This window comes from Stenotrophomonas sp. SMYL89, from assembly GCF_036319985.1.
GTDB classification, from domain to species: domain Bacteria; phylum Pseudomonadota; class Gammaproteobacteria; order Xanthomonadales; family Xanthomonadaceae; genus Stenotrophomonas; species Stenotrophomonas maltophilia_Q.
Window position 1 is genome coordinate 252584 of record NZ_JAWIRW010000004.1, and the last position, 15077, is coordinate 267660.

General features: G+C 67.2%; 6 protein-coding genes and 1 other RNA gene. 2 read left to right on the forward strand and 5 right to left on the reverse strand.

Translation table 11 applies throughout. The features are described 5' to 3' along the window. Positions 1–33 precede the first annotated feature (33 nt). Both V3B41_RS07285 and sugE read right to left on the reverse strand, forming a co-directional pair. Complete coding sequence (locus V3B41_RS07285; protein ID WP_329860577.1) at positions 34–10938, reverse strand: autotransporter-associated beta strand repeat-containing protein; 10905 nt, start codon at positions 10936–10938, stop codon at positions 34–36. A 359-nt stretch (positions 10939–11297) separates the two neighbouring features. Continuing rightward, positions 11298–11615: a quaternary ammonium compound efflux SMR transporter SugE gene (gene sugE, locus V3B41_RS07290; protein ID WP_005408286.1), complete on the reverse strand. Its 318-nt coding sequence runs from the start codon at positions 11613–11615 to the stop codon at positions 11298–11300. A gap of 300 nt (positions 11616–11915) precedes the next feature. Between sugE and ffs the strand changes: the two genes are divergently transcribed. Continuing rightward, positions 11916–12012, forward strand: an RNA gene (ffs, locus tag V3B41_RS07295) — signal recognition particle sRNA small type. Positions 12013–12102: 90 nt separating this feature from the next. Here ffs and V3B41_RS07300 read toward each other — a convergent pair. Genes V3B41_RS07300 through V3B41_RS07310 form a run of 3 tightly spaced genes read right to left on the reverse strand, consistent with a single transcriptional unit; the run spans position 12103 to position 14005 of the window. After that, complete coding sequence (locus tag V3B41_RS07300) at positions 12103–12492, reverse strand: nuclear transport factor 2 family protein (protein ID WP_049430211.1); 390 nt, start codon at positions 12490–12492, stop codon at positions 12103–12105. Further along, positions 12489–13256: an MBL fold metallo-hydrolase gene (locus V3B41_RS07305; RefSeq protein WP_049430213.1), complete on the reverse strand. Its 768-nt coding sequence runs from the start codon at positions 13254–13256 to the stop codon at positions 12489–12491. Before V3B41_RS07305 ends, V3B41_RS07300 begins: the two co-directional genes overlap by 4 nt. Next, entirely contained in the window at positions 13256–14005 is a 750-nt protein-coding gene (locus tag V3B41_RS07310) for a 3-deoxy-D-manno-octulosonic acid kinase (protein ID WP_049430215.1), read from the reverse strand. The genes V3B41_RS07305 and V3B41_RS07310 overlap by 1 nt, the downstream gene beginning before the upstream one ends. A 20-nt stretch (positions 14006–14025) precedes the next feature. Between V3B41_RS07310 and V3B41_RS07315 the strand changes: the two genes are divergently transcribed. Next, positions 14026–15072 carry a glycosyltransferase family 9 protein gene (locus V3B41_RS07315; protein WP_049430218.1) on the forward strand — a complete coding sequence of 349 codons (1047 nt, stop codon included), beginning with the start codon at positions 14026–14028 and terminating at the stop codon, positions 15070–15072. Positions 15073–15077 lie beyond the last annotated feature (5 nt).

The window sequence follows — 15077 nt, forward strand, 5'->3', positions numbered from 1 at the left end:
GCCGCGCGTGGATCCGGTGCTGCCCTGCTCCCCTCAGAAGCCCACGCGCAGGTTGATCTGCCCGCCAACATCGCGGCGGCCATCGCCGTGCTGGCCCTGCATGAACATCGACAGCTGGCTGTTGCGGCCCAGCCCAACCGCCACGCCCACCTGGCTGACCAGGGCATTGCGTGCCATCACCGCGCTGTAGACATCGAACGCGTTGCCACCGACGGCGAAGCGGTTGCGGCTGGCCACATCGGTATCACCCGATGCGTGCTGCCAACCCAGGCCCACCGTCAGCTGCGCCGGGAAACGCTCGCCGCTGCCCACGTCCCAACGGCCGCGCACGCCCACGGTGCTGACATTGAGCGTGTCCTTGCCGCCTTCCAGTACCAGCGCGGCAGTACCGCCCTGCTCCACCGCACGATCGCTGTCGACCCAGTGCTTGGTGAACTGCACATACGGCTGCAGTTGGGTCTTGCCATGGGTCCAGGTCCAGCTGCCCTCCACCTGCGCGATGGTCACATCCGAATCCTGGCGGCTGTACAGGGTCTGCCCCAGTAGCGGCACCTCGCGCGTGGTGCGCGTGCGGTAATCACCGCGCGACACGCTGCCACCGACCGCAAAGCCGTTGTTCCACTGGCCCTGTGCGTACAGGCCGAACGTGTTGCCGCGCAGGCGGGCCCGCGAGCTGCGATCATACAGGCGCGTATCCAGCCGCTCGTTGCCCGCGGCCGCACCCAGCACCACATGTTCGCCCAGCTGCCAGTCCACACCCGCCATCAGTGCATTGCGGTTGGAGCGGATGTCGCCGCCGTTGCCATCGCCATCCTGCTTGAACACCTTGCCGCTGCCGGCCAGCCAGGCCGAGGCACGCTCGCCACGCACGGTCGGCAGTTCGCTGCCGAGACGCTGGCGGATGCCCTCTTCCAGATAGTTGTCGTACAGCAACACCGCACGGCTGGCCGCATGCACCTCACCGGACAGCTGGTCGAACGCCGCGCGTGCGGTGCCCGCGTCGTACGTCAGCACCGTGTTGTACAGGCCCAGTGCTGCGCCACTCTGCGGCAGGCTGTCCAGCGCTGCAGCGGTGTTGTACTGGTTGCGCGTCTTCGCCGCCGTGGTGAATGCCGCGGTCTGCGCCACATCAATCTGCAGATTGGCCGTGTTCGCGGTATAGACCGGGGTGATGGTCAGGAAGGCCGACGGCGAGGTCGCCGAAGCGAACTGCCCGCTGACGCCACCACCTGCGTTGATCACGGTGTACTGCTGGCCCTGCTGGTAGCTGGTGTTCGGCGAGATGGTATTCACCTTTACGATGCTGCCACCCACGTTGGCGCTGCCGCCCACCTGTACCGTATCGCTGCCGGTGGCACCGAGATCGATGCCCAGCGTGCTGCCCGGCGACAGGGTCAGGTTGCCGCCCACCGTGATCGTGCCGGTGCCATTGCCCGCGCCGCTGCCGTTGCCCGGGCCGTTGCCCGGCGACAGCACGCCGCCGCTGGACACCGTTACGCCGCCACCGGTACCACCGATGGTGCCAGTGCCGGACAGCGTGGTACCGCTGCCGATGGTCCACTGGCCACCGATGTTGCCGGTGACATTCAGGCCACCGCCGGTGACCTGGCCGGTGCCGCTGAAGCCGCCGCTGTTGCCGCCCAGGTTCAGGCCGCCCGGCCCTGCCTGCACAATGCTGCCACCACCGCTGATGGTGCCGCCCAGCGTGGTGGTGCCGCCGGTGTTGATGACCAGGCCACCGTTGTTGGTGATGTTGCCGGTGATCGAGCCGCTGGCGCCGCCATTGCCGACCTGCACGGTACCGCCGGCATTGATGGTGGTGCCGCCGGTGTAGGTGTTGTTGCCGGTCAGGGTGACGGTGCCGGTGCCGGCCTGGGTCAGGCCACCACTGCCACTGATGGTGCCGCCCACCGTGGTATTGCCACCGACGTTGAACACCAGGCTGCCGTTGTTGCTGACGTTGCCGGCGATCGCACCGCTGGCGCCGCCAGTGCCAAGCTGCAACGTGCCGCCGGTGTTGATGGTGGTACCCCCGGTATAGGTGTTGTTGCCGCCCAGGATCAACGTGCCGCTGCCGGCCTGGGTCAGGCCACCGCTGCCGCTGATGGCGCCGCCGACGGTGGTGTTGCCGGCCACGTTGAACTCCAGGCTGCCGTTGTTGGTGACGTTGCCACCGATCGCGCCGGTCGCACCGCCGTTGCCGACCTGCAGCGTGCCGCCTGCGTTGATCGTGGTCGGCCCGGTGTAGGTGTTGTTGCCGGTCACGGTGAGCGTGCCGCTGCCAGCCTGGGTCAGGCCGCCGCTGCCGCTGATGGTTCCCCCCAGCGTGGTGTTGCCGGCCACGTTGGAGACCAGCGTGCCGTTGTTGGTGATGTCGCCGACGATCGAACCGGTCGCGCCACCGTTGCCCAGCTGCAGCGTACCGCCGGTGTTGATGGTGGTGCCGCCGCTGTAGGTGTTGGTGCCGGTCAGCACCAGCGTACCGCTGCCAGCCTGGGTCAGGCCACCGCTGCCGCTGATGGTGCCGCCCAGCAGAGTATTGCCCGCAACGTTGGAGATCAGCGCGCCATTGTTGATGATGTCGCCGGCGAGGGAGCCGGTCGCGCCGCCATTGCCGATCTGCAGTGTGCCGCCGGCGTTGATGGTCGTGCCACCGGTGTAGGTGTTGTTGCCGACCAGGGTCAGCACGCCAGCGCCGGCCTGGGTCAGCGCGCCCGTGCCACTGATCGCACCGCCGACCGTGGTATTGCCGGACACATCGAACACCAGGCTGCCGTTGTTGGCGACATTGCCGGTGATCGCACCGGTCGCACCGCCATTGCCCACCTGCAGCGTGCCACCGCTGTTGATGGTGGTGCCGCCGGTATAGGTGTTGTTGCCGGTCAGGGTCAGCGTACCGGCGCCGGCCTGGGTCAGGCCGCCGCTGCCGCTGATGGTGCCGCCCAGCGTGGTGTTGCCGGCCACGTTGGAGACCAGCGCACCATTGTTGGTGATGTCACCGACGATCGCACCGGTCGCGCCACCGTTGCCGACCTGCAGCGTGCCGCCAGCGTTGATGGTGGTACCGCCGGTGTAGGTGTTGTTGCCGGTCAGCACCAGCGTGCCGCTGCCGGCCTGGGTCAGGCCACCGCTGCCGCTGATCACGGCGCCCACGGTTGCCGTGGTGCCGAGGTTGTAGACCAGGCTGCCGTTGTTGGTGATGTCGCCCAGCACCGAACCGGTGCTGCCGCCGCTGCCGATCTGCAGCGTGCTGCCGCCGTTGATGGTGGTGCCACCGGTATAGGTGTTGTCGCCGCTCAGGGTCAGCGTACCGGTACCGCTCTGCACCAGGCCGCCGGTACCACCGAGGACGCCGGCGAAGGTGGTGCTGGCGTTGTTGCCGCCGGTGGTCAGCGTTGCACCGCCCAGCGCCACCGTGCTGCCGGCGACACCGGCCAGGCCGCCGATGCTCTGGTTGCCACCGGCACTGATGTCCAGCGTGCTGGTGCCGGCCAGGTTCACCGTGCTGGCGCCAGACAGGCTGCCGCCCGCGCCCACCCCCAGCGTGCCGCTGTTGATGGTGGTGGTGCCGGTGTAGCTGCTGGCGCCGCCGAGGGTAACCGTCGCCGCGCCATCCTTCAGCAGGCCGCCGGCACCGCTGATCGGGCCATTCAAGGTCAACGCGTTGCTGCCGGCCAGGGTCAGCGTACCGCCGGCCAGCTGCACGCTGTTGGCCAAGGTCAGCGCGCTGGTGCCGTCCAGGCTGGCATTGCCGCCCACGGTCAGCGCGCCGGTTCCCAGTGCATTGTTGTTGCCCAGGGCGAGGCCGCCGGCGTTGAGTGCCACGCCGCCGCTGAAGGTATTGTTGCCGCTCAGGGTCTGTATGCCTGCGCCGTTCTTCACCAGGCCACCGGTGCCGGTGATGTCACCGGCGAACGTGCTGTTACCCACGCCATTGAGCGTCAGCGTGCTGCCGCCCAGCGCCACTGCCGAACCCGCCACGCCGGCCAGCGAGCCGATGGCCTGCGCGCCGCCCGCACTGATGTCGAAGGCGGTACCGGCGTTGGCCAGGTTCACCGCACCGGTCGCAGCCAGGCTGCCACCGGCGCCGATCGCCAGCGTGCCGGCGTTGATGGTGGTACCACCGGTGAAGGTGTTGGTGCCGGTCAAGGTCTGGGTACCCGATCCTTCCTTGATCAGGCCACCGGAGCCCGCCACCGAACCACTGAACGTGCCATTGGTGGCGTCTCCGATCGTCAGCGTGTTGGCACCCAGGTTCACCGTACCGTTGCCGATCAGGGTGCCGAACTGCTGCGTGCCGCTACCCGCCGACAGATCGAAGGTCGCCCCCGAGGCCAGGTTGACGATGCCGCTGGCGTGCAGGCTCGCGCCCGCGCCCAGTGCCAACGTACCGGCGTTGATGTTGGTGCCGCCGGTGTAGGTGTTGGTGCCGTTCAAGGTCAGCGTGGCTGCCCCCTCCTTGGTCAGACTGCCGGTGCCGCTCAGGCTGCCATTAAGGGTGAGGTTGTTGCTGCCCAGCACGGTCAACGCGTTGTTGAGGACGAAGGTGTTGGCAAGGATGGCCGCAGTATTCGAATCGAGCGTAGCAGCGCCTCCGACCGTCACCGTACCGGTGCCCAGCGCAGCATCGTTGCCGACCACCAGGCCACCGGCGTTGAGCGCCACGCCGCCGCTGAAGGTGTTGACGCCATTGAGCGTCTGCACGCCCGCGCCGTTCTTGACCAGGCCACCACTGCCGCCGATCACACCGTTGAAGGTGCTGTCCACCGTGCCGCCCAGGGTCAGCGTGCTGCCGCCCAGCGCCACCGTGCTGCCGGCCACGCCGGCCAGCGAACCGATGGCCTGGTTGCCCGCGGAGATGTCGAGCGTACCGGTACCGGCCAGGTTCACCGCGCCGGTTGCGGCGAGGCTGCCACCGGCACCGATCGCCAGCGTGCCGCTGTTGATGGTGGTACCACCGGTGTAGGTGTTGGCACCGCTCAGGGTTACCGTGGCCGCACCGTCCTTGATCAACCCACCTGTACCCGAGATCACACCGCCCAGTGCCAGCGACTGGCTGCCGAGCAGATCAAGATTGGCACCCGCTGCCAGGCTGATGTTGTTGGCCAGGCTGGCACCGGTCGATGCGTCCAGCGTTGCGTTGCTTCCGACCGTCAACGCACCGCTGCCGAGCGCAGCGTTGTTGCCAACCACCAGGCCACCGCCGTTGAGTGCAACGCCACCGCTGAAGAGATTGGCGCCGCCCAGCGTGAGAATCCCGGCGCCATTCTTGACCAGGCCACCGGTGCCGGAAATCGCGCCATCGAAGAGGCTGTTGCCAACGCCACCGAGTGTCAGCGTCTGTGCCCCCAGGCTCACCGTCGAGCCCGCCACGCCATTCAACGCCCCGATGGTCTGGCTGGCCCCTGCGGTGGAGATATCAAAGCCGGTGCCTGCGGCGCTCAGCGTGACCGCACCGGTGGCGGCCAGGCTGCCGCCCGGACCAATCGCCAGCGTGCCGGCATTGATGAAGGTCCCGCCGGTGTAGGTATTGGCACCGGTCAGCGTCTCGATGCCCGCACCGACCTTGGTCAGGCCCCCCGTGCCTGCGATCGAGCCACTGAAGGTGCCATTGGTGGCGCCGCCGACCTCGATCGAGTTGGCACCGAGGTTCACCGTACCGTTGCCGACCAGCGTGCCGAACTGCTGCGTGCCACTGCCGGCAGACAGATCCAGCGTGGCGCCGGTGGCGAGGTTCACGGTACCGCTCGCCGCCAGGCTGGCACCGGCCCCCAGCGCCAGCGTGCCGGCGTTGATGTTGGTGCCACCGGTGTAGGTGTTGATGCCATTCAAGGTCAGCGTCGCGCTGCCATTCTTGGTGAGGCTGCCGGCCCCGGATAGGACGCCGTTGAGCGTCAGTGCATTGGTCCCGAGCACGGTCAGCCCGGCGTTGAGCGCGATGTTGTTGGTCAGCGCTGCCAGGCCGGTGGTATCCAGCGTGGCGGCACCACCAACGGTCAGTACGCCGCTGCCCAGCGCCGCGTCATTGCCAAGCACCAGTCCGCCCGCGTTGAGCGTCACGCCGCCGCCAAAGGTGTTGGCCGCGGACAGCGTCTGTACGCCCGTGCCTACCTTGATCAGCCCGCCGCTGCCACTGATCACGCCGTCGAACGCGGCGTTGCCGGCCGTACCGAAGGTCAACGAATTGCCGCCCAGCGCCAGCGTGCTTCCGCCAGCACCGTTGAGCGCGCCGATGGTCTGGCTGCTGCCGGCACCGGAGATATCGAAGCCAGCGCCTGCTCCCAACGTGACATCGCCCGCTGCGGCAAGGCTGCCGCCCGTGCCCAGCGCCAGCGTGCCGGCGTTGATGGTGGTACCACCGCTGTAGGTGCTGGCCCCTGCCAGCGTCAGCGTGGCGGTGCCGTTCTTGATCAGGCTGCCATTGCCGGCCACGATGCCGCCCAGGGTCAGCGCGTTGCTTCCCGGCAGGGTCAGTGCCACGCCCGATCCCAGGTTCACGGCGTTGCCCAGCGTCACCGCAGCGCCGGCATCCAGCGTGGTGCTGCCGGACACATTCAACGCACCGGTGCCCAGCGCGCCGCTGGCGCCGACCACCAGGCCGCCACCATTCAAGGTCAGGCCGCCGCCAAAGGTGTTGCTGTTGTTGAGCGTCAGCAGGCCAGCACCGTTCTTGACCAGGCTGCCGTTGCCGCTCAGCACGCCGCCCAGGGTGAGGTCACTGCCGCCGCCTAGAGTCAGCTGCGTGCCGGCGCCGAAGTTCACCGCGTTGGCAAGGTTCAGTGCCACCGTGTTGTCGAGGCTGACGGTGCCACCCACACCGAGCGCGCCGGTCCCCAGCGCACCGGCGTTGCCCAGCACCAGCCCACCGCCATTGAGCGCCAGGCCACCGCTGAAGGTGTTGGCACCGGACAGCGTCTGGATGCCAGTACCGGTTTTGACCAGGCCGCCAGTGCCGCTGATCACGCCATCAAAGCTGGCGTTGGCATTGCTGCCGAAGGTCAGCGAATTGCCGCCCAGCGTCAGCGCGGTTCCGGCCACGCCGTTCAACGCAGCGATGGTCTGGTTGCCGCCGGCCGCGGAAATGTCGAAGCCCGCGCCGGCATTGCCGAGCGTCACATCGCCGCCCGCCGCCAGGCTGCCACCGGCCCCCAGCGCCAGCGTGCCGTTGTTGATGGTGGTGCCGCCGGCATAGAGGTTGGCACCGCTCAGGGTCAACCGTGCCGCACCGTCCTTGATCAATCCACCGGCGCCGAACACCGGCCCACCCAGCGTCAGGTCGTTGCTGCCCAGCACGGTCAGATTGGCACCTGCGGCCAGGCCGATGCTGTTGCCCAGGTTCAGTGCGGCGCTGGCATCCAGCGACGCGTTGCCACCCACATCCAGTGCGCCGGTGCCCAGTGCGCCGGCATTGCCCAGCCGCAGCACACCGGCATTGAGGCCGACACCACCGGAGAAGGTGTTGGAGCCATTCAAGGTCAGCGTCGAAGCGCCGTTCTTGACCAGTTCGCCGGTTCCGGCGATGACACCGCCCAGCGTTACATTCTCCGTGCCAAGCAGGTTCAGTACCGTGCCTCCGCCCAGATTCACCGCATTGCCCAGGCTGAGCGCGACACTGCTGTCCAGCGTCGCGCTTGCGCCGACATTCAGTGCGCCCGTGCCGAGTGCACCGGCATTGCCCAGCAGCAGGCCACCACCGTTGAGCGTCAGCCCACCATTGAAGGTATTTGCGCCGTTGAGGGTCAACAAGCTGGCACCGTTCTTCACCAGGCCACCTGCGCCGGAAACCGCGCCGCCCAGGGTGATGGCCTGTGTGCCCGGCAGCGTCAGCAGCGCACCACCACCGAGCGCGACATCATTGGCCAGGCTCAGGGGGGCACTGCCGTCCAGCGAAACACTCCCGCCGACGCTGAGCGCTCCGGTACCCAGCGCACCGTTGTTGCCCAGCAGCAGACTTCCGGCGTTTGCGCTCAGTCCACCACTGAAGGTGTTGGTGCCGTTCAAGGTCAACGTCGACGCACCGTTCTTGACCAGGCTGCCGGTGCCGGTGATGTTGCCGGCCAGGGTCAGGTTCTGGCTGCCCGGCAGGGTCAATGCCGCGCCAAGGTTGATCGCATTGCCCAGGTTCAGCGCAGCAGTGGCGTCCAGCGAACCGTTGCCACTTACGGTCAGCGCACCGCTTCCCAGCGCACCGGCGTTGCCCAGCACCAGGCCACCGGCGGCAAGATTTACCCCACCGCTGAAGGTGTTGGCGCTGGTCAGCGTCTGCACGCCGGTGCCCTGCTTGATCAGGCCACCGGTGCCGCCGATCACGCCGGCGAAGGTCTGGTTGGTGGCATCACCGAAGGTGAGCGTGCTGCTGCCCAACGTCACCGTGCTGCCGGCGATGCCGGACAGTGCACCGATGGTCTGGTTGCCCCCCAGCGAGATGTCCAGGTCAGCGCCCACGCCGGCCAGGCTGACCGCACCGCCGGCAGCCAGGCTGCCGCCGCTGCCCACCGCGACCTTGCCGGCATTGATGGCCAGGCCGCCGGTGAAGGTGTTCGCACCACCCAGCGTCAGCGTGGCAGCGCCGTTCTTGACCAGGCTGCCGGTCCCGCCAATGACACCCCCCAGCGTCAGCGCGTTCGAGCCCAGCACATTGAGCGAACCGCCGGCGCCCAGTGTGATGCCATTGCCCACGGTGAGCCCGGTGCTGGCGTCGAGCGATACCGCGCCGCCGACGTTCAGTGCGCCGGCTCCCAGTGCACCGCCATTGCCCAGCACCAGACTGCCGGCGTTGAGCGCCAGACCGCCGCCGAACGTATTGGCGCCGTTGAGCGTCAGGGTTGCCGCGCCATTCTTGATCAGGCCGCCAGCGCCACCGATCACGCCGTTGAAGGTGAGCGCCTGGTTGCCCAGCAGATTCAGGCTGGCGCCGGCACCGAGGTTGACGGCATTGGTCAACGCCAACCCGGTCGTGCCATCCAGCGTGGCATTGCCGCCGACGGACAGCGTGCCGCTGCCCAACGCTGCCACGTTGCCCAGCAACAAGCCGCCGGCGTTGAGCGCAACACCGCCGCTGAGGTTGTTTACGCCGGACAGGGTCTGCACACCGATGCCCTGCTTGATCAGGCCACCCGTGCCGGCGCCGAACGTGCCGCTGTAACTGGTGTCGCCCAGCCCGCCCAAGGTCAGAGTGTGGCTGCCCAGATTGACCGTGCCGCCGAGGCCGGCCAACGAGCCGATGGTCTGGTTGGCCGCTGCCGTCAGGTCCAGCGTGGTGCCAACGCCCAGCGTCATCGCACCCGTGGGCGACAGGCTGCCGCCCGCGCCGAGCGCGAGCGAGCCCCCGGCAAGGCTGAAGTTACCGGTCAGCAAGTTGGCACCATTCAAGGTCAACGTGCCCGCGCCGTTCTTGGTCACGTTGCCGGCACCGGAGATCGAACCGTTCAATGACAGCGCATTGCTGCCCAGCAGGTTCAGCGAGCCCCCGCCATTGATCACCAGATTGTTGCCCAGGGTGAAGCCCGCCGTCGTATCCAACGAAGCGCTGCCACCCACGGTCAGGTTGCCGCTGCCCAGTGCACCGGCATTCCCCAGTACCAGGCCGCCGGCATTGAGGTTGACGCCGCCGGAGAACAGGTTTGCGCCGCCGAGAGTAACGATGCCGGTGTTGTTGACCGTCAGCCCGCCAGTACCGGACAGCACGCCACCCAGGCTGAACGCATTGGTCCCCGCGAGTGACAGATTGCCACCAAGGCTGAAAGCGTTGGCCAGATTCAGACCGGCCGTGGAGGAGGCGATGGCACCCCCGTTGGCGGTGAACAGCCCTGTGCCGAAGGAACCGGCATTATTGAAATTGACCAGACCATCATTGAGCGTGGTCGTGCCTGCACCAGCCCACGCACCCTGCAGGTTCCAGGTACCGCTGTTGACGGTGAGCCTCTGGAAGTTGATGTACTGGTTCCAGCCCAGCGTGGTCACCACCCCACCGGTACCGCTGCCCGGGCCGGTGGCGCTGTTCTGCAGCACCAGGCTGTTGTTGGACGCCGAACCACCGTCGACGATGCCGGCCGCGGCCAGATTCACCGCAAGCGCGCCGACCTGCCCGGCCACGCCGATACCGGCGGTATTGACGCTGGAACCAGACACGGCGGTGAAGGTGTTGCCGGTGACCGAACTGCCCAGGTTCACACTGCCGTTGATGGTTCCTGCGTTGAGGAAGGTATTGCCGGCCCCCGCCGTGGCCGAACCCTGGAACCCTATGCGGCCGGTAATGGTGCCGGTGTTGTCGAGAGTGGTCTGCGCACCACCGTAGCTGACGATCGATGCCGCATCGGCCGTGGTCAACAGGCCTGCACCAAAGATCGACATGTCCACATTACCGGCGTTGACGATGTTGCTGACACCGCCGGAAGCATTCTGCACCACCAGCGCCTGTCCGCCGAAACCGAAGATGGAGCCGATGTTGACCAGGCCTTTGATCGCCCCGCCTGCCTGATTGTTGACGCTGATGGTGTTTCCACCGACGGTGTTGTTGCCCAGCACCATGCCCGACGCCGCCAGGCTCAGGCCACCGTTGATCGTGGGATCGACCGTGCCCTGGTTGTTCACGGTGATGCCATTACCACTCAAATTCACTGCACTTCCGCCAACGACCGGCAGCACGCTGAGCGCGGCGCCGGTCTGGATATCCAGCGTCACGCCATTGATGCTGTTGGCCAGAGAATTGGTATTGGAGCCGGTGGCGCAGGTCACCGTCGTACCTGCGGTAGTGCAGGCCGCGAATGCCGATCCACTGGCCAGCGTGGCTGCCAGTGCTACCGCCAGCTGGTGCGTCCGCAATCGCGGTGGCCGTGCCGAGCGTACCGCACTTCCGCCGGGATTCTGGGCGACCTCCGAAGCAACCTGCATTACGCCGAGGGCGCGATTGAAAACCAGACGGTAAATGCGGTTCATCGGTAAATCTCCATGAAAAGACCGGATGGCACAGCTGGCAGGTTTTTTGGAGACAATGCGGCCCACCTCGGCTCCCGATACGGAAACAAGGCTTGAAGGCATTAACTCCTGAAAATCTTCACATCTTCACGCGATCACACCCGGTGACAGGTACGAAAGCATGTCCATCAAGGCGAAAACTCCCCGGTTTCGCCCGACGAATGGCGGCACTGTGCGACCGTCGGTGCCAGCGGCATGTGAATCACGCTCGCCATTTTCATGACGTACGTCAAATAAAACGGGCGGACAAAATGGTTTTGCCGAAAATGCATATACCTACTGGAAGCGGAGATTCCTTTCCCCGCCATAAGTAAATACATTCAGCTGCTCGAGAGTTTCATCAGCACCAGGCCGGAAACGATCAGCACCGCCGCACCGATCCGCATCGGGCTCACCTGCTCGCCCAGGAACACGATGCCGACCACGAACGCGCCGACCGCGCCGATGCCGGTCCAGATCGTGTAGGCGGTGCCCAGCGGCAGGCTGCGCATGGCCACGGCCAGCAGCCAGAAGCTGGCGATCATGCCAACGATCGTGACCACGGTGGGGGTGAGCTTGGTGAAGCCTTCGGACTGCTTCATGGACACGGCCCAGACGATTTCCAGCAGGCCGGCGAACAACAGATAGATCCAGGCCATGACGGCCCTCCTCTTGGTAGGGCCAGGCCGTCCTGGTCATTGATTCCCGATGTGGGGGAGGTCGTTCCTCCAGGCCGGCATTCTAGCAACGGGGGCTGGCCCGGGGCGCCGTGGGCGGGAACGGGTTACAGCAGATTCAGCGCGTGAAGCTGGCGTCGATGCACCTGCCTGCGCTAGACTACGCGCCTGCCATCGGCCAGCCGATGCGCAGTCCGGCTGTGGTCTCTGGCGCATCGCGCGCTGCTTCCCCTGATCCGTGAACTGGCCGCCCACCGGGCGGCCAACGTCTCTATGGTGGCCCCGTCGGCCCCTCGCGACGCTAGGTCGAAAACCCCGCCAGGGCCGGAAGGCAGCAACGGTATCGATCGACGCGGGCGCCGAGGTCAGCCGGCGGGGCCACCGCCTTTTCTGCACTGGGGTCAGATCCCTTTGCACGGCAAAGGGATCTGACCCCGGCTTCACATGCTTCGCCCGGCATGGCCCAGCGCTACCGTGCCTCGGGCGTGCCCTGGTGGAACACCACCCGCCACCCCTGTGCGTGCCTGCGCCACAGCGAACTGCGCAGCACCCAGCCCTGCGGCTGGCCATCGAGGTGATAGCGGCTGCGATAACGCACCTGGGCCAGGTCCTGCGTCAGCAGCGAGACCGCGTACTGCTCCGATTCGATCTGCACCTGCGCCCGCTCCAGCGGAATCTCCGCCAACGCCGCTTCACGGCCGTAACAGCGGCCGGAACTGCCGATCTCGCTGAAATCCTCATCCAGCAGCGCCGCAAGACGCGCACGGTCACCGCGCACCTGCGGGGTGTGCAGTGCGCGTTCCAGATGTTCCAGTCCGGCGGCCAGCGCTGCATCCGCAGGCTGGGCCACGTCCGTCACGGCGGGTCCTGCGCCAGCACGTGCGGCGCGGTCGGGCTGGCCAGCGGCACGCACTGCCCCGGCTGTGCGACACGGTGCCCGCGCGCGGCCAGCGCCGCACCATCGGCCACGCTGGCGTAGTGGTACAGCATCATCCGTGCCTGCAGTTCCGCGCTGTACTCACGTTCCAGGTCGTCCACGCCGGTATGCGACGGGTTGCCGTGCAGGCCACAGTCGTGGGCGATCAGCTCGTTGTCGTTGGCGAAGCGGGCCAGCATCTCCGGAATCGGCCGGGTGTCACCGCTCCAGGTCAGCGCGCCCTGCAGGCGCAGGCCGTAAGCCGTCTCCGGCCAGTGGTGGCGTACCGGGAAGACTTCCAGGCGCACGCCCTCGTGCCAGAACGCCTCGCCCACCACGATCAGCTGGAAGGCATCCCAGAAGTTGGCACCGCCCTCGGCCAGCACGTTCGGATAGTCGCCGATGCGCTTGTGCAGCAGCGGCACCACCGTGGCCGGCACGTACAGGCGCACCTTGCCGCGGCGCTGCGTGCTGAAGAAGGTATCCACGAACAGCCGCTCGAAACCGGCCACGTGATCCAGGTGCACATGGGTGACGAACAGCGCCTGCGGCATGTGCCCGTAGTGGGCCTTGAACGCGGTCAGGCCTTCACCGCCACAATCGATGGTCAGCCACGGCCGGCCATCGCGCTCGATCACCGACATCGGCGAACCCAGCTCGACCGCCGACGCATTGCCGACGCCGAGGAAACGCAACGACCAGTCCATCAGGTGCCCCGGTTCCAGGCCATGTCATAGGCGCGGCGCAGCCGCGCGTAGTCCTTATGCACGTCTTCCACGCTGCGCTCGCCACGCAGCTTGATCAGCGAACGCAGCAGGCGCTTGAGGTTGCGCTCGCGCCAGGCGGTGGCCGGTATGCGGATCACCCCGCGGTCGAAGTCGATCAGCCAGCCGTGGCCGTTGCCATCGAACAGGATGTTGTGCGCGTTGAGGTCGGCATGGTCCAGGCCGGCACGGTGGAAGCGGGCGATCAACCGCCCGGTCTCCTCCCACGGGGCGCCGCGGCCGGCAACCAATGCGCGGTCGGCCAGCGAGCGCACGCCCTCGATCCGCTCCATCAGGATCGCGGCGCGGTAACGCAGGCCCTCGCGCATGTAGTACGCGGCGATCGGCCGGGGCACCGGCAGCTTCTTCTCGCGCAGGGCGCGCATCAGGCGGAATTCGGCAAAGCTCCGGGTCCGGTCCGACCCGCGCCAGAGGTACTGGTCATGGCTGATCTTCGCTGCCAGGCCGCCGCGCAGGTAGTGGCGCAGCACGCTGGCGCCGAACGGCGCATCAATGAACCAGGCGCTGCCGCGACCGCCCTCGCCGACCGGCCGGGCCTTGCTGCCCCAGTGCTGGGGCGAGAACAGGCCAACCTCGGCTTGCCGCAGCCGCTCGCGGTCGAACAGAATGGCCCCGATGCCGCGACCCTCGCGGCATGGCGTCAGCGCTTCATTGGCGTCGAATGCGACCATTTCATTGAGTCTAACAACACATGGCATCAGCGTCCTCCTCCTTGTGCCTCCTGCGCCTGTCCGCACTCGGCGACGTCACCCACGTGGTGCCCCTGGTGCGCACCCTGCAGGCTGCGCGTCCGGACACGCCGATCCACTGGATCATCGACAAGGTCGGCCACAAACTGCTCGACGGCCTGCCCGGCGTCACCTTCCACGCCTTCGACAAGAAGAGCGGCATGGCAGGGGTCAAGGAGCTGCGCAAACAGCTGCCACCGGGGCGTTTTGAAGCGCTGCTGCAGATGCAGGTGGCGTTCCGCGCCAACCTGCTGTCGGCCTTCATTCCCGCCGAGCGCCGCATCGGCTACGACCGCAGCCGCTCCAAGGACCTGCACGGGCTCTTCATCAACGAGCGCATCCCCGACCGCCCCGGCATCCATGTGCTGGACGCCATCGGCAGCTTCTGCGAGCCGCTGGGCCTGCGCCAGACCGAGGTCAGCTGGGATCTGGCCGTGCCGCAATCCGCGTACGAGTGGGCTGCGGCGCAGTGGCAGGACGATGGCCGCCCGGTGCTGATGATCTCGCCCTGTTCCAGCCACGTGCGCCGCAACTGGTACGCAGACCGCTATGCAGCCGTGGCCAACCACGCCGCACAGCGCGGTTGGCGGGTGGTGCTGTGCGGTGGCCGCAGCGAACTGGAGCGCAGCATGGCCGATGCCATCCAGGCGCAACTGCATACGCCAGCGCTGGACCTGGTCGGCAAGGATACGCTCAAGCAGCTGCCCGCCCTGCTCGCCCGCGCCAACCTGGTGATGACCCCGGACTCGGGCCCGATGCATATCGCCAACGCGATGGGCGCCAAAGTGCTGGGCCTGCATGCGGCCAGCAACCCGAACCGCAGCGGCCCGTACTCTGACCGCCGCTACTGCGTGGATCGCTACGACGATGCCGCGCGCAAGTATCTGGCCAAGCAGGCTGCCGACCTGAAATGGGGCACCAAGATCGAGTTCGACGATGTGATGGAACTGATCACCGTCGAAGACGGCATCGCGGCATTCGAACGTTACGTAGCGGACCACCTCACCTGAGTCGA